Genomic DNA, 21903 nt, shown 5'->3' on the forward strand with positions numbered 1-21903 from the left:
CCTCCATCTCGAACGCCCTTCCGGGGTGATACCGACGCGAGCGGGCCGAAGGGACGGCCCGGCTCCCCCTTCACATCACAGGCGTTCGGGATCTCTCGCTGCTCCGCGGAGAAGGCTCCGGCTCGAAACACCGCGGGCTTCTGGGTCGGCAGATCGACGGTGACGTCATCGAATCGCTCGGCCCCGAGAAGAAGTTGCCGTACTCCGACGTCTTCGAACGCGCCGAGCTGTCCCGGTGCCCCACCCCTGAAAGCGGTGCCCGTATAAGCCACGGTCAGCCATGCTCTGTCCAATAAGTTACACAAATTGGACCTCTCTCCCCATTCCTCCGGCTAGCGAGGTGTCGCTACACTTACACACCCTTCAAGCGCCTAGAAGGCGAAATACGAGAATTCACCACATCGGCGCTGCCCCACCAGGGAACGGCGCAGCCAACCGCGGTCAGGCGACTACTCCTCCTTCACCAGCCCCAGGCCTCGCAGGAGAGGCGCAAGGGGACGCACATATCGCTTCCTATACTCCCCCGGCAAGCCACATCAAAGTGCGCCATAGTGGCAGCATGGAACAGAATGCTCTGGCAGTCGCCGCGGCTGCGTTCAACCGTGGCTCGTACGCTGAGGAGTTGGCAAAGGCCGAGACGCAGCGACTGCAGACTCTTCAGGAGTTTCCTCTGGAGGGCTGGCCCGACCTACCGTTGGAGCGGTATGCGTTGGGGTTCGCGGACCGGCAGAAGTGGGGTCTGCCCTACTGCGCTCGGCTGGAGTTCCACACCGATGCCCTCGGCAGCATCAGGGGCGGCGCCGCCGGGAAGCACATCATGTTCCGGCATCGCAGTGGAGAGTGGAAAATGTCCGCTCCGCTGAAGGGGATGAGCACGGAGGACGCGTGGGGGCGGCTGCGCGGGGAGTTCGTGGCGGCGTACAAGGCGGCCGAGGTGGGCGCGTTCGACCGGGTGGACGACCTGGAGGCGCTCGCCTACGGTCCCGCGCTGGTGACCAAATCCCTCGCCACATACTTCCCTGACGAGTTCCTTCCTGTGTACTCCGCCGACCACCTGCGGCACTTCATCGGTATTCTCGGCGGGTCTCCCTCCGGGGCACCCTCGTGGCGGCTGAATCGGCAGCTGCGGGAGTTGGTGCTGGCCCGGACCGAGCTGGAGAGTTGGAGCCCGCATGAGGTGATGCGGCTGCTGTACAAGGAGTTCGACCCACGGCCCAAGTCTCCGACGCTGTTGAAGGTCGCCCCGGGGCAGCGGGCCTCCTTCTGGGAGACCTGTCTGCGGAACGGTCACATCTGCGTGGCTTGGGGAGAGGTGGGAAATCTCGCCGAGTACGGCAGCGATGCGGAGCTCCGCGAAGCCCTCACCGAGCACTGGCCGAAGCAGGCAGGCGGGCATCTGACGCTTGCCCGTCGCCTGCTGGCGTACCGAGACCTCAAGCCTGGCGACCTCATCGTCGCGAACCGCGGGATGTCCGAGGTGCTGGCCGTGGGCACGGTGACGGACGCCGGGTACACCTACGACGAGGCGTTGTCTCCCGAGGCGCCCCATCTGGTCGGCGTCGCATGGGACACCACGTACGCACAGACCCTTGACTCGCCGCAGCACGGGTGGCGGCAGACGTTCAACCCGGTCAGTCAGAGACTGTGGAAGCAGTTGCGGGCCCAGCGGCAGACGGAATCCGTGCCGACCGGTGCGTCGTCCGCTGCGCCTGGCCGCCCGGACGCGGTCGACACCCCAGCCACGCTGCCACCTCAGGTCACCAGGGTTGCCGACGCGCTGGAGCGCAAGGGTCAAGTGATCCTCTATGGCCCGCCGGGCACCGGAAAGACCCGGCTCGCGCTGAGTGCCGCCCTCGCTATGACCGGCAGGCCGGAGGGCATCGACGCCGCCACACCGGAGCGCCAGGCCGCCGTCCGCGCGATGATGTCGCCAGCCGTCGGATCAGTTGGCGAGCAGCCCTCGGTATGGCTGTATGCCGCCAGCCGGAGCAAGAGCGACTGGAGCTGGGCGGACCTGGAGAAGGAGGGGCGAGTCACCCTCTGGAAAGGCCGACTCGCCCGCAACTTCGAGCAGATGCGACCCGGCGATCTCGTGGTCGGCTACGAAGGCACTCCCACCAAGAAGGCCATCGCTCTGGGGCGCGTCACCGCCATCGATCTGTCCGACGAAGACGCATGCGTGAGTCTGGAGTGGGTCCGCCCGCTTGACGGCCCCACGTGGGAAGAGTTCAACACCGATCCGGTTCTGAGCCTCAGCGAACCCACAGTGCACCGCATGCAGGGCACCGCGTTCAGGCTGACAGCCCGCGAAGCCGAGCGAATCCTCGGCGAGGCCGAGGGGGAAGACGACACCAGCACGGCCCAGCCCACGGTCAGCCTCGTGACCTTCCACCCCTCCTACGGCTACGAGGACTTCGTGGAGGGCTTCAAACCCACGCCATCCCAGGCAGGGAGCGGGCTGTCGCTGCGGCTCACGGACGGCGTCTTCGTCAACATCTGCGCCGCCGCCACTCGGGAGCCCGACCGCACCTTTCTGCTGATCATCGACGAGATCAACCGAGGCGACCTACCCCGCGTCTTCGGTGAGCTGGTCACCCTGCTGGAGCGGGACAAGCGCGACATGCCGGTGGTCCTGCCCGTCAGCGGCCGGTCATTCTCCGTGCCGTCCAATGTGCGCATCATCGGGACGATGAACACAGCGGACCGCAGCGTCGGCCACTTGGACGCGGCAATCCGGCGTCGGTTCGCCTTCATCGAGGTGGGTCCGGACACAGACGTGGTGTCCGGGGCGGTGGGGCCGCTGGATCTGGCCGCGTTCTTCGAAGAGCTCAACACCCGGATCGTGCGGTTCCTGGACGCCGACCATCAACTCGGCCACGCCTTCTTCCTGCGCGACGGCGAACCTCTGACCAGCGACACGCACCTCGCCGCCGCCTTCCACGACGACATCGTCCCGCTATTGGAGGACTACACCCTCGGCAACGCGGACCTGCTGCGGCATCTGCTCGGCAGGCTGATCGACCCCCAGACGGGGCGCCTCGCGCTGATCCCCACGGACGAGCTGGCCGCCGCGCTCGCCGCGGAGTTCACCACCCCCGGCGCCGACGAGGCACTTGATGGGTGATCCTCACGCGCGGCTCGAGGAGATCCGGCTCGGTGAGTACGAGCACCGTCAGGTTCGGAGGGAGCAGCTGACGGACGCGGATCTGGACCGCCTGCGCTCGCTCACCGGCCAAGGATGTCTGAGGGTGTCCGAGACCCGGGACGGCTGGCGCATCGAGGCAGTGTCAACAGTGGGCGTGCTGGTGCTCGACCGCGTCCGTCTGGTCATCGAGCCCAAGACCGCTGTGGACGGCAGCCGACTGATCAGCTGGTTGTGCTACGCCCTCCAGCTACCGGTCCAGCACACAGGTACTCCCCGCGGATGGGAAACCGACCGCGCCGGGTTCACAGACCTGGTCATCTCCGCCCTCATCACGGAGTGCCGCGCGCTCCTCCTCGGCGGGCTGCGCCGGGACTACGTCCGCCACGATCTGGTCGAACCGGTCCTACGGGGACGGCTGGACCTCGCCGCCCAGGTCTCCCGGCGCTACGGACAACTCGACCGGCTCCACCTGCGCACCTTCGAACGGGACGCCACCATCTGGGAGAACGAGGTGTGCGGCTCCGCCCTGGCCCTGGCCGCCCGGCTCACCGACCGCCAGGAATGGGCGCGTGCGGCAGCCGACACCGCCGCACTCTTCCCCCGGCCCGCCACCCGTGCGGCGGCCGTGCGGATGCTCTCGAAGGCCAAGTACACGCGGCTCAACGCGCGCTATCGCCCTGCCCACGCCTGGGCCCGACTGCTCCTCGACGGAGGCGGAGTCGACGACCTGCTGGTCGACGCCGGACACGCCGCCGACTCCCTGCTGCTGCGCATGGAGGTTCTGTGGGAAGCGGTCGTTCGACGCATGGCCCTCGAAGCAGCCACTGGAATGTCCGGTCGCCCTGTCCCGTCCTCCGGCAGTTCGGCCATCAAGGTTTCCGGTGACCTCTCGTCCCACTCCCCGTTCCGCCCGGACGTCCTGCTCCGCTTCGAAGGTGTGCGGCCGGTGTTACTGGCTGTGGACGCCAAGTACAAGCGCTATGACAGCAGATCCGTCTCGTCCGATGACATCCACCAGATGCTCACCTACAGCGCCGGGTACTCCACCGGTCGCACCGGAGCGGCCATCATCGTCCACCCTTCTCCAACCGGTGGCTCCCACCGCCGACTCCGGGTGACAGCGCCCCGCGGCCAACTCGCCGAGGTGCACGTGGCGGGAGTAGACACGCGTGTGTCACCGCGGGACGCCACCGCGGCCTTGGCGCGCGTCATCAGCGGGGCCCGGCCGTAGGCAGTGGCCTTCGCGGTGGGCCGAGACACAACGCCTGAGGTCAGCAGCTTGTTTCGCCCGGCACCGGACGACACGGACCAGCGGGGGCGGAGCATCGCCGCCCCCGCTGCCGCTGCGGTCAGTTCGTCAGGAGTCGGCGCAGCCACAGCAGTCGCGCGGCGCGGGCATCGCGGGAGATGGCGGCGTGCGGGGCCATTCCGCTGAAACCATGGAACGCACCGGGCCAGACGTGCAGTTCGGCCTGGCCCCCGGCTCGCCAGAGGCGGGCGGCGTAGTCTACGTCCTCGTCACGGAAGGTCTCCGCGGATCCCACGTCGATGAACGCGGGCGGCAGCCCGGACAGGTCGGTCGCGCGGGCGGGTGCGGCGTAGGGCGGGACGGCGTCCGTTCCGCGGGCGGGGCCGAGCAGTGCCGTCCATCCGGCCTCGTTCGAGGCTCTGTCCCACACCCCGAGTCCGGTCATCTGGTGGGCGGACGGGGTGTCGTTGCGGTCGTCCAGCATGGGGCACATCAGTAGCTGCCCGAACAAGGCCGGGCCACCGCGGTCGCGCGCCAGCAGGGCGACGGCCGCCGCGAGGCCGCCACCGGCGCTGCCACCGGCGACGACGATGCGCTCCGGGTCGACGCCCAACTCCTCGGCGTGCTCGGCGGTCCAGGTCAGGCCCGCGTAGCAGTCCTCGACCGGGCCCGGATGCGGTGTGCCGGGCGCCAGGCGGTATTCGACGGACACCACGGCCAGCCCCAGCTCCTCGGCGAGGTCGAGCATGTCGGGCACACCCGTCCGGTTGTCGCCGACCATCATGCCGCCGCCGTGGATGTGGAAGAGGGCCGGTGTCGGGGTGGCCGCGGCGGATGGGCGGCAGATCAGCAGCGAGACGTCCGGTGCGTCCGCCGGGCCGGGAACGGACCGCTCCTCGACCCGGAAGGTCCCGTCGCGCTCCAGATCCGCGGTCGTCACCGGTTCCATTCCGGGCACGTCCTGAGGGGGCGTGGCGCCCGGCTCGGCCGCGGACCCGCCGGGCGGCAGCATCTGGGTGATGACCGCGAGTGCCGCGGCGAGTTCCGGATCGAACGGCGGCGGTGGCCCGAGCGGTGCGGTGGCCGCCGGGTCGGGGGAGGTGTTCTGCATGGTCGGCTCCCAGGGTCGCAGAAGGAGGATCCCCCGCCGTCGGCCGCCCGCTGCGAGAGGACCAGCCGTCGCGTGGCGGATTCTACCGGGCGGGTGGCGCGACACCCCTGCGCAGGCGGGCCCCACTCATGTGCCCTGCGAGGGCTGCCCGCCCTTTTCCTCGCGGGACGGGGGTCAGGCGTGGCAGCCAGTGGCGGCGTCGCCCCGCCACGTCCGCCCGCAGGACCGCGGCGCCGACGTCGGCCCCTGGGCGGATGCAGCCACGGTGTCCGGGAGACATGGGGCCACTCCCCTCGTGGCCGCGGACCCATTCCGGACACGTTGTCATCGGCCGGTGACAGGTCCAGTCCACTGGTGGCACCCTTCCCTCGGCCGAGCCCCACCCAGCAGACGCGGACACGCCCGCACCCGCGCCCTGGCCACCGGCGCCCTGCTCACCGACGCCGCCGTGCTCACGGTCGGCCTCCAGACCGGCACCGCGGCCGCCCGGCCCGGGGATCCCGCACGACAAGCCGGTGACCTCGGTCGACGTCGTCGCCCACGAGATGACCCACGGCATCGCCAGCGCCACCGCCGGGCTCGCCTGCTCCCGCGAGTCCGGCGGGCTGAACGAGGCCACCGGGCTTCCCGCAGGCCTCTCCCTCGATCCTGCCACCGGCCTGATCTCGGGCACCCCGACCGCCCTCGGCTCCAGCACGGTGAAGGTCACGGTGACCGACGCGGCCGGGAAGATGAACTCGCTCTCCTTCGGCTGGACGGTGAACACCACGGGCGGGAGCGTCTTCGAGAACACCACGGACGTCCCCGGACCGGACGTGGGCGGCCCGGTGAACTCGCCGATCAACGTCGTCCGCACGGGCAGCGCGCCCGCGAACCTCCAGGTGTCCGTGGACATCTCGCACACCTACCGCAGCGATCTGACCATCGACCTCGTGGCCCCGGACGGCACGTCCTACCGGCTGAAGAACTACACCATCGTCGACTCGCTGGACGACGTGAAGGTGACGTACACCGTCAACGCCTCGTCGAAGCCCGCGTGGGGCACCTGGAAACTCCGGGTGGAGGACTGGTACCCCACCGAGACCGGCCAGCTCAACAGCTGGAAGCTCACCTTCTGAGCCCGACGTGTTGCGGCCGTATGTAACGAGCATGAACGTCGTATGAGGGCAGCTCGCCATGTGTTGTGCGCGGCGCCGGGGCCCTCCACCGTTGATCAGCATGAACGATCCCAGGATGTCCCGCCGCCTCTTCCACGGTCTGATGGGGAGCGGCGCGCTGACCGCGGCGGGTGTGGCCGCCGCCGGACCGGCCACCGCGCACGACAAGCCCGGCGAGGCAACGGAGGAACGGCCCTTCCGTTCCCGCTCGGGCGGCGCCGCGGGTCACCGGCCCAACGTGCTGGTCATCCTGGGCGACGACCTCGGCTGGGCCGATCTGTCGTCCTATGGCGCGCCGCACATCAAGACCCCGCACCTCGACCGTCTCGCCCGGCAGGGGGTGCGCTTCACCAACGCGTACTCCGGCTCGGCCACCTGCTCCCCCACCCGCTTCAGCCTCTACACCGGCCGCTATCCCGGCCGGACGAAGGGCGGGCTGGCCGAGCCGGTCGGCGACCGTTCCGAGGGGCTGGACCCGAACCATCCGACCCTCGCCTCGCTGCTCAAGACGGCCGGCTACGCCACCGCGCTGATCGGGAAGTGGCACTGCGGCTGGCTGCCCGACTACAGCCCGACGAAGTCCGGCTGGGACGAGTTCTTCGGCAACTTCGGCGGTGTCCTGGAGTACTTCTCCAAGCTCGGGCAGCTCGGCGAGTACGACCTGTACGAGGGCGACGCCGAGTACAAGGACCTGCGCTACTACACGACGGTCCTCACCGAACGGGCCGTCGAGTACGTCAGCCGCCACCACGACCGGCCCTGGTTGCTCAACCTCAACTTCACCACTCCCCACTGGCCATGGCTCGCCGAGGGCGACGCCGCCACCGGAGCCTCCATCGCCGCGAAGATACGGTCGGCCGAGAGCCATGACGCCGTCGTCAACGCGCTGAACCACTACGACGGTGGCTCCGTCGCGAAGTACACGGAAATGGTGGAGAGCCTGGACGCCGCCGTCGGCGAGGTCCTCGAGGCCCTGCGCCGCTCGGGCCAGGAGGACGACACCCTGGTGCTGTTCGCCAGCGACAACGGCGGCGAGCGCTTCTCCTACAACTGGCCGCTCAGCGGGGAGAAGTTCGCCCTGCTGGAGGGCGGCATCCGGGTGCCGACCATCCTGCGGTGGCCGTCCCGGATCGACCCGCACCAGGTCAGTCACGAGCCGAACTTCTCCCCCGACTGGACCGCCACCCTGCTGGAGCTGGGCGGCGCCCGGCCGGACCCGGCCTATCCGCTGGACGGCACGAGCCTGGCCGGTTACCTGCTGCGCGGAGAAGCGCCGCGTGACCGTGACCTCTTCTGGCGGGTGCGGGACAACCGGGCGCTGCGGCGCGGCGACTGGAAGTACTACCAGGACGCCGACGGCAAGGACCACCTGTTCAATCTCGCCCAGGACGCGCGGGAACAGGCCGATCTCGCTCCCGACCGGCCGGAGCTGCTCGCCGAACTCAAGACCTCCTGGGAAAGGACAGCCGGGAAACTGCTTCCCTATCCGGCGGGCTGAAGAGCGCCCTCAATACGAGCAGTCTCTTTCCGAGCGGCCGCTCTACGACACGTTGAAGGAAATCTTCTCCAGTACCGGTCCGGCGCCGGAAACCTGTCCCTCGGCGAGTGCCTCGGAATACTGGCCATTCGCCTGGAGCGCGCTGAGGGCTTCCGCGGAGAGATTGACGGTGATGCTGATGCCGCCCTCGGAACCCGGGGCTCGGTCAATGCTGATCTGGTTGCTCATGTCCGGGGACGCTACCCGACCTCCCCACCCTCCGAAGGCTTTTGAGCATTGATGGCAAAAGGCGGGAAAGTGGCTCAGCGGCCGGTCCACCGCGGGGTACGTTTTTCGGCGAATGCGCGCGGGCCCTCCTCCGCGTCGTCGGATGTCAGCATGGCCCGGTATGCGGGCAGGTCGCCGTGGCGCAGGTGTGCGTAGCCTTCCTCGATCGTGGAATGGGCCGTGGTCCGGAGGATTTCCTTGATCGCCGCTACTGCCAGTGGTGCCCCGGCGCAGATGTCCCGGGCCAGCCGCAGGGCCGTCTCCAGGAGGTCGGGGCCGTCGACGACGCGGTTCACCAGGCCCCACCGTTCCGCCTCGGGTGCGGGCATGCGGCGTCCGGTCAGCAGGAGGTCGCTGGCCACCGCCCGCGGGAGGCGCCGGGGGAGCCTCAGCACGCCGCCGGAGTCGGGGATCATGCCGAGGGTCACCTCCGGCAGGGCGAACTCGGCGTGGTCGGCGGCGACGATCAGGTCGGCGGCCAGGGCGAGTTCGAAGCCACCGCCGAGGGCGAGGCCGTTCACCGCCGCGATGACGGGCTTGTCGAGGTCGAAGAGTTCGGTGAGCCCGGCGAAGCCGCCGGGGCCGTGGTCGGCGTCGATGGCTTCGCCCGACGCCGCGGCCTTGAGGTCCCATCCCGCCGAGAAGAACCGCTGACCGGCGCCGGTGAGCACCGCCACGCGCAGCGTCTCGTCCCGGGCCAGTTGGTCGAAGGCGGCGTGGAGAGCGCGGCTGGTGGCCACGTCGATCGCGTTCGCCTTGGGGCGGTCCAGGGTCACCAGCAGGATGCCGCCGTCGGCCTCGATGCGTACCGGGTCAGCCACGCGCTTCTCCTCGTTCGTCGGTGCCCAGCCTGATCAGCACATCGGCGGCCACGACGCCGCCGTGGCCGGGAAGGACCAGCAGGGGGTTGATGTCGAGTTCCACGAGCGTGTGCGCGTGGCCGCGCGCGTAGTCGGCCACGTTCGCCACCGCGTCGATGACGGCGTCGACGTCACCCGGCGGCTGTCCCCGGAAGCCGGTCAGAAGCGGCCAGACGCGCAGCCGTCGCAGGGCGGCGCGGATCTCGTCGCGCCGTACGGGCAGCAGCAGGGTGGCCGCGTCGTGGAGGAGTTCGACCATCGTGCCGCCCGCGCCCAGGGTGAGCGCCGGGCCGAACTGCGGGTCCCGGTGCACACCGACGATCAGTTCCGCCACCGCGCCCTCGGCCATGCGCTCCACGAGGAAACGGTCAGAAAGCCCCGCCATGGCGGCCACCGCGTCGCGCACCTGCTGTTCCCCGGCCAGCCCGAGGCGCACCCCGCCGACATCGCTCTTGTGCGCGATCGTCTCCGACAGCGCCTTCACCACCACGGGGAACCCGATGTCCCGGGCCACGTCGGCCGCGGTGTCGGCCGACGTGGCCACGGAGCCGGAGGGAACGGGGACGCCCCACTCGGCGAGGATCCGCTTGCCGCGCCACTCGTCGAGGGGCGGCGATCCGGCCGGCGGGGCCGGGGTGTCCGGGTCGAGCGGCAGGGCCGTATCGGCCGCCGCCTGGGCCAGTCCGGCCTGACGCGCCGCGGCGATCGCCGTCAGGCATTCGGCGATGCCCTGCATCGGGGCGACGCCCTCGTCCAGCAGCCGCGTGCGCACCGGCTCCGGCAGCCCTTCCGGCAGCGTGCTGACCACACAGGCGGGCGCGCCGGACCACCGGCGCGCGGCCAGGTAGGCGTCCAGGGTGGTCTGCCACGCCTCCGGGGAGCAGCGGTCCGCCCGGGGGAAGTCGAGCACCAGGAGATGGGTGTCGAAACCGGTGGTGAGGAACGCGTGGAAACAGTCCCGCTGGGCGTCGAAGTCACCCCAGATGTAGGTGTGGTAATCCAAGGGGTTGTCGACGGACACGCGGTCGCCGAGCACCTCCCCCAGCCGCCGGACGGTGTCGCCGGGAAACGGTGGCAGTTCGATGTCATGGTCGTGGGCGAGGTCGGCCAGCAGTGACGCCTCGCCTCCCGAACAACTCGCGGAGGCGATGCGCGCTCCACGCCCCGGGCCGTGGACGTGCAGGTACTTCAGCGTCTCCAGGAAGGTGCCGACCTGGTGTACCCGGGCCATTCCCAGACGCCGGAAGAAGGCGTCGCAGAGCACATCGGACCCCGCCAGGGAGCTGGTGTGGCTCAGGTTGGCCCGGCCGCCCAGTTCCGACCGGCCCGTCTTCAGCACGACGATCGGGACGCGGCGCTGGAGCGCGCGTACGGCGGCCCGGGACAGGCTCGCGGGGTCGTCGATGCCCTCCAGGTGCAGGCCGATCGCGGTGATCCGGGGGTCCTCCAGCAGCGCGTCGACCAGTTCGGCCACCCCGGTCACGGCGGCGTTGCCCACGGTCACCAGCCGGGCCAGCGGCAGCGATCTGCGCTGCATGGTGAGGTTCTGGCCGATATTGCCGCTCTGCGTGATGATGGCGACGCCGCGCTCGACCCGCCGCCCGCCGTGCTGGTCGGCCCAGAGCGCGGCGCCGTCGAGGTAGTCGAGCATCCCGATGCAATTGGGCCCGATGACCGCCATCTGCCCCGCGGCGCGGACGAAGTCGCGCTGCCACCGCGCGCCGGTCTCCCCGTCCTCGGCGAAGCCCGCCGCGTGGCAGACCGCGCCGCCCGCGCCGCGTGCGGCGAGTTCCGCCAGCACCTCGACGGTGGCGCCCCTCGGTACGGCGAGGAACGAGGCGTCCGGTGGCTCGGGCAAGGCGGCGGCGTCCGGGTAGCAGCGGAGGCCTTCGATGCTCGTACGCCGGGGGTGGACGGGCCAGACCGCCCCGGTGTAGCCCGCGCGGCGGCACTGCCGGATCGCCGCGGCGGCGGTGTCGCCGCCGAACACGGCGATGTGGCGCGGGCTCAGCAGGCGTCGGAGGTTGCCCCTGGTCTCCATCGCCGGGTCACGCCCCGAGGGGACGCAGCAGGGACCGGGAGATGATGTGGCGCTGGATTTCGCTGGTGCCGTCCCAGACGCGCTCCACGCGCGCGTCCCGCCAGAAGCGTTCGACCGGCAGTTCCGCCATCAGCCCCATGCCACCGAAGATCTGCACCGCCCGGTCGGTGATCCGGCCCAGCGCCTCCGACGCGTACAGCTTCGCCATCGCCGCGTCCCGGTCGGTCATGGTGCCCTGGTCGAGCTTCCACGCCGCCCGCAGGGTCAGGAGTTCCGCGGCCTCCAGCTCGGTGGCCATGTCCGCCAGGGGGAAGCCGACGCCCTGGAAGCGGCCGATCGTCTGGCCGAACTGGCTGCGTTCGGCCGCCCACCCCGTGGCGAGGTCCAGGACGCGCCGGGCGCGGCCGACACTGGTGGCGGCGACGCTGAGCCGGCTGGCGCCCAGCCACTCCCCCATCAGGTCGAAGCCGTGTCCCTCTTCGCCGAGGCGCTGGCCTGCGGGGATACGGCAGTCCGTGAACGACAGCTCGCACTGGTGGTAGCCCCGGTGCGATACGCACGCCGAGCCACGGGTGACGGTGAGGCCGGGGGTGTCCAGGTCCACCAGGAACGCCGTGATCGGGTTCTTCCGCCCGCGCCCTGGTTCCGGCGCGTCGGCTTCCGGCGCGTCGACGGCGCCGGTGGTGGCGAAGAGGATCACGAAGTCCGCCGCGTCGGCGTGGCTGATGAAGTGTTTGGTGCCGTTGATGACGTAGTCGTCGCCGTCCGCCACCGCGCGGGTGGTCATCGAGCGTACGTCGGACCCGGCGCCGGGTTCGGTCATGGCGAGGCAGTCGTGGCGTTCCCCCCGGATGGCCGGGAGCAGATAGCGCTCGCGTTGCTCCCCTTCGCATGCCCGCAGGATGTTGCTCGGCCGTGCGACGAGCATCTGCAGGGCGTAACCGGCGCGGCCCAGCTCGCGTTCGACGAGGGTCATGCTGGTGGCGTCCAGACCGCCGCCACCCAGCTCTTCGGGCATGTTGGCGGCGTAGAGCCCGGAGTCGAGGGCTTTTCGGCGGATCCGCTCGGCCAGTGCGGGCGGTACCTCGTCGAGCCGCTCGACCTCGTCCTCGTGCGGCTCCAGCTCGGTCGTGACGAACTTGCGCACCGTCTCCACGATCATGCGCTGCTCGTCGGTGAGTTCGAAATCCATGGCGGCTCCTCAGGACGGCGGGGCGGGAGCGGATGGGTGTTTCACTTACGGCGGGGGATGCCCATCGGGCGGCCCACGACCGTGGGTCGGGGCAGGGCCGTGTGTGCCTGCTGGATCGCGGCCAGCCGCTGGAGCAGGGACGCGGGCAAGGGACACGACCTTCCTTGCTCCATGTCGACGTGCACCAGCATCTGTTCGGCCGTGGCCAGCAGCGTGCCGGTGGTGGCGTGGTGCATTTCGTGGAAGATGTGAACGCGTTTGGTGTCGTGGTCCAGGACGCGGAGGGTCAGCCGGATCGGCTCGCCCTCGGCCACTTCGCGGCGGTGGTGCAGATGCGTTTCCACCGTGTAGAGCGAGTGGCCCTCCGCGCGGTACGACTCGTCGATGCCGATGTACCGGAAGAAGGCGTCCGCGTTGTCCCCGAAGACCAGGAGGTAGCAGGACTCGCTCATGTGGCCGTTGTAGTCCACCCAGGCCGAGTTGACCGTGGTGTGGTGCAAGGACAACGGTGCGGGGATGTCGTCGCTGGTGGCCATGCCCGGCTCCCGTTCTCTGGGTCGGCTTGGTCGGCGCGAGGTCGCTCAGCCGCGGAGGATCTCGCGTTGCACGAAGTCGTAGAGGGTCCGCCGCATCCGCTCGGCGGTCCTGCCCGGGCGGCCGGTGAGCACCTGGATGCCCAGACCGTCGATCAGGGCCGTCAGCGTCGCCGCCAGCTCCTCGGGATCGGCGTCGGTGAACACGCCCTGCGCCTGGCCTTCGGCGATCGTGCGGGCGACGGTGTCGTGGTAGCGGGCGTAGGAGTCGGTGTGCAGCACCCGCAGTTCCGGGCGCAGCGCGCTTTCGTTCCACACCTGCAGCCAGATCGACCATTCCCTCTGCAGCGCGCCCGGGGTGGGCAGTTGCAGCTCGACCAGGCGCAGTAGCCGCTGATGGGCGTCCTCGATGCCGTGCAGTTCCGCGACCTGGCGGTCGAACGCCTGCTTCACCGAATGGCGCAGTGCCTCGGTGAGCAGGCCGTCGCGGCCGGGGAAGTGGTAGTGGATCGTGGCGGCGCTCGTACCGCAGGCCTCTGCCACGTCCGACACCCGCACCGCGTGGTAGCCGCGCTCGGCGATGAGGCGCCAGGCCGCGTCCAGGATCTGCCGGTACCGGCTGGTGTCGCCGCTGGACTCCGGTCGCCGCGCGGTGCGCTGCGGTACGGCGGACACGGTGTCCGCCTCGTCGCTGCCGTTGATCAGCCAGTTCACCGTGACGTTGCCGATCTCGGCGATCCTGGTCAGCTCGGCGGGGGTGAACCGCCGGGCGCCGGTCAGCGACTTGGACAGCTTGGTGGGGTCCAGCCCCATGTCGTCGGCGAACGCGCGCTGGCTGCCCGGGTATCCGCGCAGCACCTCACGCACCCGCTGACGCGTCGCGTCCGCAGTGTGCAGCATGCCGCCGACCCTAGGCGGGCGTTGCGAAAGCCGCAATAGTCTGACGCGTCAATCGCATCGCAACACGCCCTCCCTAGTCACCCTCTTCCACGGGGGCTTCCTCCATGGGAGGCATGAAGGCGCGCAGCCACCGCTCCGTCTGGGCGACGTGGGCCTCGGCCGCTCCCGAGGCGGCGCGCGGATCGCGGTCGGCGATCGCGGTGGCCAGCACGCGGTGGTCCTCGTCGCTCTTGCGCCGCATCGCCGAGCCCCCGGGGAGGGTGAAGATCTGGTACTTGCGGGAGCGGGCGCGGAAGACCGCGAGCAGGGAGGCGAGGGCGGGGTTTCCGGCCGCGGTGGCGATCTCGGCGTGGAAGCGGTGGTCGAGGTCCGATGCCTCGGCCGGGTCGTCCGTGGCGTCCATCTCCGCGATGAGCGCGAAGAGCGTCCGTACCGTCTCCGGTGTGCTGCGGGCCGCGGCCTGCGCCGCGACATGGGCCTCCAGGACACGCCGGATCTCGTACATCTCCAGCAGACCGGAGAGCGGCAGCAGCTCCAGGGTGAGCGACAGGCTGCCGATCATGTCCTCCGGCCTGAGCTGGGAGACATAGGTCCCGGAGCCATGCCTCGGCTCGATCACCCCCAGGGCCGCGAGCATCCGCACGGCCTCGCGCAACGATCCCCGGGACACGCCGAGTTCCTCGCACAGCTCGCCCTCGGGCGGAACGCGCCCTCCGGCGCTGAGGCGTCCGGTGGCGATCATGTGCCGTAGGCCGTGGAACGCCTTGTCGACTGCGGACATCCGATTTCCTCCCGAAACGGGCGGGGCGCCGTCTCGCGCCCTTCGCCGCACTGTACCGATTCATCAGATGTCTCGGAGATGTCGATCAGAAGACATCTGATGATCCGCGCCGTCAGACCCCTTGATTGCGCGGATTCGGTCCTGCAGGATGCCAAGTCATCATACGTGTTCTGGTCGCGGTCAGATCTTTCGTCGTTCTGACGCTCCTCGGAACACCCGGACCCCGGCAGATCGGGAGTCATGTGAGCGAGACCGATGTCATCGCGGCGCCACGCCCCCTGTTGCTCGCCGACGGCAGGGCCGCCGACCGGGCGTGGTCGCTGGACCCCGCCATGAGACACCTGAACCACGGTTCCTTCGGCGCCGTTCCCCTGGTGGCGCAGGAGCGGCAGAGGCAGCTGCGCGCGGAGATGGAGCGCGCCCCGGTGGTGTGGTTCCCGGCGCTGCCGCAGCGGATCGCCGATACCAGGGTGGAGGTCGCCCGCTTTCTGCGGGTGGCCGCCGACGACCTGGCCCTGGTGCCGAACGCGAGCGCGGGGGTCAGCACCGTCTACGCCGCCCTCGACCGCCGCCGTGGCGGGGAGATCGTCGTCACCGACCACGGTTACGGGGCCGTCACCCTGGGCGCCGAGCGGCTGGCGCGCGACCGCTGGGGCGGCCGGGTCCGTACCGCGCGGGTGCCCCTCGACGCGGACGAGGAGGGGGGGTGCGAGGCCGTGTTCGCCGAGGTGTCCGGGGCGACGGACCTGATCGTGCTGGACCAGATCACCTCGGCGACCGCCCGCCGGATGCCGGTGGAGCGGATCGGCGCGGAGGCGCGGCGGCGCGGGATTCCGCTGCTCGTGGACGGGGCGCACGCACCCGGTCTGCTTCCCGCCCCGCTCTCCGGGCTGATCTGCGATGTCTGGGTCGGCAACCTGCACAAGTGGGGGTGCGCGCCACGCGGTACGGCGGCGCTCGTCGCCCGTGGTCCGCTGCGTGAGCGGCTCTACCCGACGATCGACTCATGGGGCGCCGAGGATCCGTACCCCGACCGCTTCGACCAGCAGGGCACGGTGGACGCCACCTGTTATCTGGCGGCACCGTCGGCGCTCGACTTCATCGAGCACACCTGGGGCTGGCAGCGCGCCCGCCGCTATATGGACCATCTGGCGGGCTACGCGGCGCAGGTCATCGGTGCCGCGTTCACCGAGCTGACCGGCGCCGGCAGCGCCGTCGACGTCGGCATGCCGGTCCCCGGGATGCGGCTGGTGCGGCTGCCCGACGGGCTGGGCCACACCCGCGTCGAGGCCGACGCGCTGCGCGACCGGGTCGCCCGGGAGCTGGGGGTCGAGACGGCCTTCACCAGCTTCGGCGGCATCGGCTATCTGCGGGTGTCCGCCCACGTCTACAACACCGCCGCCGACTACGAGTACTTCGCCGAGGCCTGCGTCCCCGTCCTCGGCGAGTGGGCCCGCACGGCTCACCACCCGCACTCAAGGAAGAGGTCAGCACGATGAGGAGAACGACGGCAGCCCTGGCCCTCGGCACCGCCGCCGCGATGGTCCTGACCGGCTGTTCCACCATGAACCCGGGCGCGAACGGAACGGTCACGCTCAACATGGTCGAGAGCCTGACCAATCCCGCCCGTACCGATCTGATCAAGGGGCTCATAGCCGACTTCGAGAAGCAGAACCCCAAGATCAAGGTCAATCTGATCTCGCCGCCCACCGAGCAGGCCGACCAGAAGATCCAGCAGATGCTCCAGTCCGGCAGTGGCGTGGACGCCCTGGAGGTGCGGGACATCACGGTCGGCCCGTGGTCGAACAACGGCTGGCTCTACGACATGAAGAAGGACCTCAAGGGGTGGCAGGGCTGGCAGGGCATGACGGAGAACGCCGTCAAGGCCTCCGAGGACGCCAAGGGCCACAGCTACTTCGTCCCCTACGGCTTCTACGGGCTGAGCCTCTTCTACCGCACCGACCTGATCAAGGACGCCGGGTTCAGCAAGCCCCCGGCCACCTGGGACCAGCTGCTGAAGCAGGCGTCCGCCATCAACGACCCGGCGAAGCGGCGCTACGGCTACGCGTTCCGGGGCGGGGCCAACGCCAACAGCAACGCCACGGCCGTCATCGAGGCGTACGTGGCCGACCAGGTCGACCCGTCCAACGGCTACAAGCTGAAGAACGGGCGCACGATCTTCTCCTCGCCCAAGGCCGTGGACGCCCTCCAGACCTACCTGCGGCTCTTCAAGCAGGCCTCCCCCAAGTCGTCCGTCTCCTGGGGCTACCCGGAGATGGTCGAGGCCTTCTCCAACGGCTCCACGGCCTTCCTGCTCCAGGATCCGGAGGTGATCGCCACGGTCTCCGAGTCCAAGTCGATCTCGAAGGGCCAGTGGGACACCGCTCCCCTGGTCGCAGGGCCGAGCGGGAAGACCGTCCAGCCGCTGGCCACCGCCGGGTGGGGCATCGCGAAGGGCAGCAAGCACAAGGCGGAGACCGTCAAGCTCATCACGTTCCTGTCGCAGGGCAAGGCGTCGACGGACTTCACCAAGAAGAACAGCCTGGTGCCGATCCTCAAGTCGGCCACCGAGGACCCGTTCTACAAGACCGGCCCCTGGTCGTCCTACGTCACCATGACCAAGCACCCCGACACCTACCTCAACGTCAGCCAGCCGCGCGGGGTGGCCTGGTGGCGCGAGTGGGAGCAGAAGTCCGACGCCGACGTGCAGAAGATGGTGATCGGCAAGATGACGCCGAAGGAGCTGCTGGAGGGCTGGGACGCGTACTGGACCCAGAAGTGGGAGCAGGAGAAGTAGGGATGCCCGCCACCTCCGCAACCACCAGGCCGAAGGCGCCGCGGCCGGTCCGGAAGAACGCCGACGCGCAGGACCGGAGCGGGCCACGGGGCGGCCGCAGACGGGAGTTCACGACCCGCCGGGGCCTGCTCATCGCCGCCTATATGGCACCGGCCGCGATCTTCGTGGCGGTGTTCACGTACTACCCCATGATCGCGGGCAGCCAGATGGCCTTCCGCCACTGGGACCTGAACGATCTCACCGACACCTCCTGGGTGGGTCTGGAGAACTTCCACGCGGTCTTCTCCGACCCCAACTGGGATACCGTGCTGGGCAATACGGGCGTCTGGGTCATCGGCTCGATCGTGCCGCAACTGGTGATCGGTTTCGCGCTGGCGCTGTGGCTGCGCCGCCGGTTCCGTTTCCGCGGCGTCTACCAGGCGCTGGTCTTCTTCCCCTGGGCGATCTCCGGGTTCCTCATCGGCATCCTGTTCCGCTGGATGTTCAACAGTGAGTTCGGCGTCGTGAACGATCTGCTGCAGAAGGCGGGGCTGATCGACGAGCCGGTGGCGTGGCTGGCCGATCCGCACAAGGCGATGATCGCCGTGCTGATCGCCAACACCTGGTACGGCGTCACCTTCTTCGCCATCATGATCCTGGCCGCGCTCCAGTCGGTCCCCGACGAGCTGTACGAGGCCGCGGCGCTGGACGGGGCCGGGAAGGCGCGCACGCTCTTCCAGATCACCATCCCCTACATCCGGGTCACCCTGGTGCTCACCGTGCTGCTGCGGGTCATCTGGATCTTCAACTTCCCCGATCTGATCTTCGGGATGACCGGTGGCGGGCCCAACAACGAGACCCACATCGTGACCACCTGGATGATCAAGATCACCCAGCAGGGCGACTACGGCAAGGCCTCCGCGCTCGGTCTCCTCGTGGTCGCGGGGCTGCTGCTGTTCACGGTGTTCTTCCTGCTGGCCACCCGTGAGAAGAAGCGAGAGGTGAGGTCGTGACCGGCAAAGAGACCGTGGCCGGCCGGGCCGTCCGCATCGTCTTCCTGGGGCTGTGGCTGGCGTTCACCGTCTTCCCGCTGTACTGGATCACCATCACCTCGCTGAAGGCGCCGGGCGACATCTTCGCCTTCCCCCTCGCCTACTGGCCCGAGCACTTCTCACTGGAGAACTACAGTCAGCTGTTCAACAAGGCCGACTTCGGGACCTATCTCACCAACAGCCTCATCGTCGCGGCCGTCGCGGGCGCGGCCGCCACCGCGATCTCGATGCTGTCGGCGTACGTGCTGGCGCGCTTCGAGTTCCGCACCAAGTCCGCGCTGCTGACGGCCGCCCTGGTCACCCAGATGATCCCCGCGTTCATCGCGCTGGGCCCGCTGTATCTGCTCATGACCGACCTGAAGCTGGTCGACAACCGGCTCGGGCTCATCCTCGTCTACGTCGCCGTGTGCATCCCCTTCTGCACGGTGATGCTCCGCGGATTCTTCGAGAACATCCCCGACGCGCTGGAGGAGGCCGCGATGATCGACGGTCTCTCCCGGTTCTCGGCGCTGTTCCGGGTGCTGCTGCCGGTGATGCGGCCGGGGATCGTGGCGGCGTTCATCTTCAACTTCGTCAACTGCTGGAACGAGCTGTTCCTGTCGGTGACCCTGATGAACAGCGACGCCAACAAGACCATCCCGACGGCCCTCAACGGCTTCATCTCCAGCTTCAACATCGACTGGGGCTCGATGTCCGCGGCGGCCGTGTTCACGATCCTGCCGACCATGGTGCTCTTCGCCTTCGCGAGCCGCCACATCGTGCAGGGGCTCACCTCCGGCGCAGTGAAGGGGTGAGGCACCCGGACCCGTGACCACGGCCAGATAGTGATCATTTTGATCAGTCGAGGGCGCCTTCACCCCGGCTCGGTGAGCAGATTGCCCAGCCGGAAGACGACATGTTGCGCAGAAGGTGCGGTCTCTGTCTACTTCTCGCATCACGCGGCATTCCTGGACGTAGGGTCCAGGCGTTGGAGGTGGTCAATGTGGTCATGGACGCGACCTTCTCGGGTGCCCCGGGCAAGGGCCCGGCCGGGAAGGGACACCCGGGGACGCTCGGCACGCTGGAAGCGGTCGAGCGCCGGGTGCTGTGGCTGTCCACGGCCATGATCGACCACGCCAACCGGGTCCGGCCGAACCCCACGGGGCTGAAGGTGGGCGGCCACCAGGCGTCCAGCGCGTCGATGGCCTCGATCATGACGGCGCTGTGGTTCCACACCCTGACCGCCGAGGACCGGGTGTCGGTCAAGCCCCACGCCTCGCCGGTGCTGCACGCCATCAACTATCTGCTCGGTGAGCTGGACGAGTCGTACCTGACGACGCTCCGCGCGTTCGGCGGACTGCAGAGCTACCCCAGCCGGTCCAAGGATCCCGACCGGGTCGACTACTCCACCGGCTCGGTCGGCATCGGCGCCACCGCTCCCCTGTGGGGCGCGCTCGCCCGGCGCTATGTGGACGGCCGCTTCGGCGGCGCCGGGGCCGGGCGGCAGTACTCCCTGCTCGGTGACGCGGAGCTGGACGAGGGAGCGATCTGGGAGGCGGTCCAGGACCCGGTGGTGTCCTCGCTGGGCGAGGTGACGTGGATCGTCGACCTGAACCGGCAGTCCCTGGACCGGGTGGTGCCCGGCATCGCCGCCGCCCGGCTGCAGGGCATGTTCACGGCCGCCGGGTGGCAGGTGCTCACGCTCAAGTACGGGCATCTGCTGCGCGAGCTGTTCACCCGGCCCGGCGGCGACGCCCTGCGCACCCGCATCGACGCCATGGGCAACCCCGAATACCAGCGGCTGCTGCGCTGCACCGCCGGACAGCTGCGCGAGCGGCTGCCCGGCAGCGGCTCCACCGCCGGTCCCATCGCCGGGCTCATCGCGCACCTGGACGACGCCACGCTGCTCGCCGCGCTGCGCAACCTGGGCGGCCATGACCTCGGCGCCCTCCTGGAGGCGTACGACGCCATCGACGACACCCGGCCGACCGTGATCTTCGCGTACACGGTCAAGGGTCACGGGCTGCCCACCGAGGGTCATCCGCAGAACCACTCCTCGCTGCTGACGGCCGACCAGATGAGCCCGCTGGCCGAGCGGCTGGGGGCGGACCTGGATCGCCCCTGGGCCCGCTTTCCCGACGGCTCGGCGGAGGCGTCGCTGTGCGCGGCCGCCGCCGAGCGGCTGCGCCGACCGGAGCGCGAGCCGCGGCAGCCGCCCGCCGTCCCGGCCGACCTCGGCCGCCCGGCGCCCACCGGGACCGGCCACACCCAGCAAGCCCTCGGAAGGACACTGCTGGACCTCACCCGCCGGGCCCCCGAGGCGGCGGGCCGGATCGTCACCGTCAGCCCGGACGTCAGCTCGACCACCAACCTGGGCGGCTGGCTGAACAAGGTCGGCGTGTGGTCGGCCACGGAGGGCACCGACTGGTTCGCCGACGACGCCGAGACGATCCTGCACTGGCGGGAGAAGCCGAGCGGGCAGCATGTGGAGCTGGGCATCGCCGAGACCAACCTGGTGGGTCTGCTGGGCGAGTTGGGCGCCACCTGGAGCCGCTGGGAGCAGCCGCTGCTGCCCATCGGCGTGGTGTACGACCCCTTCGTCAACCGGGCGCTGGAGCCGTGGTCCTTCGGCATGTACGCGGGCGGGCAGTCCATCCTGGTGGGCACCCCGTCCGGCGTCACCCTCGCCCCGGAGGGCGGCGCACACCAGTCGATCACCACGCCGTCGCTCGGCATCGAACAGCCGGGGTGTGTGTCGTACGAGCCCGCCTTCGCCATCGACACCGAGTGGTGTCTGCTCGCCTCCCTGAGCAACCTCGGCCGCCCGCAGGGGAGTTCGGCGTACCTGCGGCTGTCCACCCGGCCGGTGGACCAGTCCCTGGCCGCCGTTCCCACCGACCCCGCGGCGCGTGAGCGACGGCGCCGCCAGGTGGTCGCGGGCGCGTACCGGCTGCGGCGCCACGCCAAGCCGGTGGTGACCCTCGCGGCGATGGGCGCGCTGATCCCCGAGGCCCTGGCCGCGGCCGAACGGCTCGACGCTCTCGGCCACGGCGCCGATGTGGTGTGCGTGACCAGCCCGGACCTGCTGTTCCGCGCCCTCCAGGCCCGGCGCGGCCTGGCCGAGGACCCGGACTGGATCCTCGACCGCGCCTTCCCCGCCGACCGCGCCACGCCACTGGTCACCGTGCTCGACGGCCACCCGCACACCCTGGCCTTCCTCGCCACCGTCCACCAGGTGCCCGTCACCACGCTCGGCGTGACCCGGTTCGGCCAGTGCGGCTCCCTCGACGACGTCTACCGGTACCACGGCATCGACAGCGACAGCGTCCTGACCGCCGCCCTCGACCTCATCGACTGAGCGC

At 70.0% G+C, this 21903-nt stretch carries 17 protein-coding genes; 9 read left to right on the plus strand and 8 right to left on the minus strand.

Features of this window, described 5'->3' with window-relative positions; genetic code table 11:
* The first annotated feature begins 559 nt into the window (after positions 1–559).
* Together ACZ6CL_RS17950 and ACZ6CL_RS17955 are read left to right on the plus strand one after the other, a co-directional pair.
* Positions 560–3124 carry an AAA family ATPase gene (locus ACZ6CL_RS17950; RefSeq protein WP_468937061.1) on the plus strand — a complete coding sequence of 855 codons (2565 nt, stop codon included), beginning with the start codon at positions 560–562 and terminating at the stop codon, positions 3122–3124.
* Positions 3117–4376, plus strand: coding sequence for an McrC family protein (locus ACZ6CL_RS17955; protein WP_468937062.1), 1260 nt, complete (start codon positions 3117–3119; stop codon positions 4374–4376). Before ACZ6CL_RS17950 ends, ACZ6CL_RS17955 begins: the two co-directional genes overlap by 8 nt.
* Before the next feature lie 118 nt (positions 4377–4494).
* Here the strand turns inward: ACZ6CL_RS17955 and ACZ6CL_RS17960 are convergent, their stop codons facing one another.
* The gene (locus ACZ6CL_RS17960) at positions 4495–5505 is read right to left on the minus strand and encodes an alpha/beta hydrolase (RefSeq protein WP_468937063.1); all 1011 of its coding nucleotides are present in this window, start codon (positions 5503–5505) and stop codon (positions 4495–4497) included.
* 515 nt (positions 5506–6020) lie between these two features.
* Between ACZ6CL_RS17960 and ACZ6CL_RS17965 the strand changes: the two genes are divergently transcribed.
* Together ACZ6CL_RS17965 and ACZ6CL_RS17970 are read left to right on the plus strand one after the other, a co-directional pair.
* Positions 6021–6623, plus strand: a complete 603-nt coding sequence (locus ACZ6CL_RS17965; RefSeq protein WP_468937064.1) for a proprotein convertase P-domain-containing protein — start codon at positions 6021–6023, stop codon at positions 6621–6623.
* Positions 6624–6723: 100 nt separating this feature from the next.
* Positions 6724–8160: a sulfatase family protein gene (locus ACZ6CL_RS17970; RefSeq protein WP_468937065.1), complete on the plus strand. Its 1437-nt coding sequence runs from the start codon at positions 6724–6726 to the stop codon at positions 8158–8160.
* Between the two features lie 42 nt (positions 8161–8202).
* On the opposite strand, the gene ACZ6CL_RS17975 is transcribed toward ACZ6CL_RS17970, so the two are convergent.
* The 7 genes from ACZ6CL_RS17975 to ACZ6CL_RS18005 all read right to left on the minus strand — a co-directional run bounded on the left by ACZ6CL_RS17975 (position 8203) and on the right by ACZ6CL_RS18005 (position 14734).
* Positions 8203–8388 carry a hypothetical protein gene (locus ACZ6CL_RS17975; RefSeq protein ID WP_468937066.1) on the minus strand — a complete coding sequence of 62 codons (186 nt, stop codon included), beginning with the start codon at positions 8386–8388 and terminating at the stop codon, positions 8203–8205.
* 74 nt (positions 8389–8462) lie between these two features.
* A complete protein-coding gene (locus tag ACZ6CL_RS17980; protein ID WP_468937067.1) occupies positions 8463–9248 on the minus strand; it encodes a carnitinyl-CoA dehydratase in 786 nt (261 codons plus the stop codon).
* Positions 9241–11328, minus strand: a complete 2088-nt coding sequence (locus tag ACZ6CL_RS17985) for an acetate--CoA ligase family protein (RefSeq protein ID WP_468937068.1) — start codon at positions 11326–11328, stop codon at positions 9241–9243. The genes ACZ6CL_RS17980 and ACZ6CL_RS17985 overlap by 8 nt, the downstream gene beginning before the upstream one ends.
* Positions 11329–11335: 7 nt before the next feature.
* Positions 11336–12520 (minus strand): acyl-CoA dehydrogenase family protein, encoded by a 1185-nt coding sequence (locus tag ACZ6CL_RS17990; RefSeq protein WP_468937069.1) that lies wholly within the window; start codon positions 12518–12520, stop codon positions 11336–11338.
* A 41-nt stretch (positions 12521–12561) separates the two neighbouring features.
* Positions 12562–13056 carry a thioesterase family protein gene (locus ACZ6CL_RS17995; RefSeq protein ID WP_468937070.1) on the minus strand — a complete coding sequence of 165 codons (495 nt, stop codon included), beginning with the start codon at positions 13054–13056 and terminating at the stop codon, positions 12562–12564.
* 45 nt (positions 13057–13101) lie between these two features.
* A complete protein-coding gene (locus tag ACZ6CL_RS18000; protein WP_468937071.1) occupies positions 13102–13953 on the minus strand; it encodes a TetR/AcrR family transcriptional regulator in 852 nt (283 codons plus the stop codon).
* A 73-nt stretch (positions 13954–14026) separates the two neighbouring features.
* Positions 14027–14734 (minus strand): FadR/GntR family transcriptional regulator, encoded by a 708-nt coding sequence (locus ACZ6CL_RS18005; RefSeq protein ID WP_468937072.1) that lies wholly within the window; start codon positions 14732–14734, stop codon positions 14027–14029.
* Positions 14735–14976: 242 nt separating this feature from the next.
* Here ACZ6CL_RS18005 and ACZ6CL_RS18010 point away from each other — a divergent pair, with 242 nt between their 5' ends.
* From ACZ6CL_RS18010 to ACZ6CL_RS18030, 5 genes are all read left to right on the plus strand, one after another.
* Positions 14977–16233 carry an aminotransferase class V-fold PLP-dependent enzyme gene (locus ACZ6CL_RS18010; protein ID WP_468937073.1) on the plus strand — a complete coding sequence of 419 codons (1257 nt, stop codon included), beginning with the start codon at positions 14977–14979 and terminating at the stop codon, positions 16231–16233.
* Entirely contained in the window at positions 16230–17531 is a 1302-nt protein-coding gene (locus ACZ6CL_RS18015) for an ABC transporter substrate-binding protein (RefSeq protein WP_468937074.1), read from the plus strand. The genes ACZ6CL_RS18010 and ACZ6CL_RS18015 overlap by 4 nt, the downstream gene beginning before the upstream one ends.
* Before the next feature lie 2 nt (positions 17532–17533).
* Complete coding sequence (locus ACZ6CL_RS18020) at positions 17534–18523, plus strand: carbohydrate ABC transporter permease (protein ID WP_468937075.1); 990 nt, start codon at positions 17534–17536, stop codon at positions 18521–18523.
* Positions 18520–19356, plus strand: coding sequence for a carbohydrate ABC transporter permease (locus ACZ6CL_RS18025; protein WP_468937076.1), 837 nt, complete (start codon positions 18520–18522; stop codon positions 19354–19356). Before ACZ6CL_RS18020 ends, ACZ6CL_RS18025 begins: the two co-directional genes overlap by 4 nt.
* A gap of 308 nt (positions 19357–19664) precedes the next feature.
* On the plus strand, positions 19665–21899 hold the full coding sequence (locus ACZ6CL_RS18030) for a transketolase-like TK C-terminal-containing protein (protein ID WP_468937135.1): 2235 nt from the start codon (positions 19665–19667) through the stop codon (positions 21897–21899).
* Positions 21900–21903: the final 4 nt, after the last annotated feature.

The organism is Streptomyces sp. NPDC041200, assembly GCF_055591805.1.

Coding starts and splice junctions, on each gene's coding strand:
- ACZ6CL_RS18020 (WP_468937075.1), top strand. CDS start 17,534: ATGCCCGCCACCTCCGCAACCACCAGGCCGAAGGCGCCGCGGCCGGTC.
- ACZ6CL_RS18000 (WP_468937071.1), bottom strand. CDS start 13,953: ATGCTGCACACTGCGGACGCGACGCGTCAGCGGGTGCGTGAGGTGCTG.
- ACZ6CL_RS17975 (WP_468937066.1), bottom strand. CDS start 8,388: ATGAGCAACCAGATCAGCATTGACCGAGCCCCGGGTTCCGAGGGCGGC.
- ACZ6CL_RS18005 (WP_468937072.1), bottom strand. CDS start 14,734: ATGTCCGCAGTCGACAAGGCGTTCCACGGCCTACGGCACATGATCGCC.
- ACZ6CL_RS17955 (WP_468937062.1), top strand. CDS start 3,117: ATGGGTGATCCTCACGCGCGGCTCGAGGAGATCCGGCTCGGTGAGTAC.
- ACZ6CL_RS17985 (WP_468937068.1), bottom strand. CDS start 11,328: ATGGAGACCAGGGGCAACCTCCGACGCCTGCTGAGCCCGCGCCACATC.
- ACZ6CL_RS18030 (WP_468937135.1), top strand. CDS start 19,665: ATGATCGACCACGCCAACCGGGTCCGGCCGAACCCCACGGGGCTGAAG.
- ACZ6CL_RS17950 (WP_468937061.1), top strand. CDS start 560: ATGGAACAGAATGCTCTGGCAGTCGCCGCGGCTGCGTTCAACCGTGGC.
- ACZ6CL_RS17990 (WP_468937069.1), bottom strand. CDS start 12,520: ATGGATTTCGAACTCACCGACGAGCAGCGCATGATCGTGGAGACGGTG.
- ACZ6CL_RS17970 (WP_468937065.1), top strand. CDS start 6,724: ATGAACGATCCCAGGATGTCCCGCCGCCTCTTCCACGGTCTGATGGGG.
- ACZ6CL_RS17995 (WP_468937070.1), bottom strand. CDS start 13,056: ATGGCCACCAGCGACGACATCCCCGCACCGTTGTCCTTGCACCACACC.
- ACZ6CL_RS17960 (WP_468937063.1), bottom strand. CDS start 5,505: ATGCAGAACACCTCCCCCGACCCGGCGGCCACCGCACCGCTCGGGCCA.
- ACZ6CL_RS18015 (WP_468937074.1), top strand. CDS start 16,230: ATGAGGAGAACGACGGCAGCCCTGGCCCTCGGCACCGCCGCCGCGATG.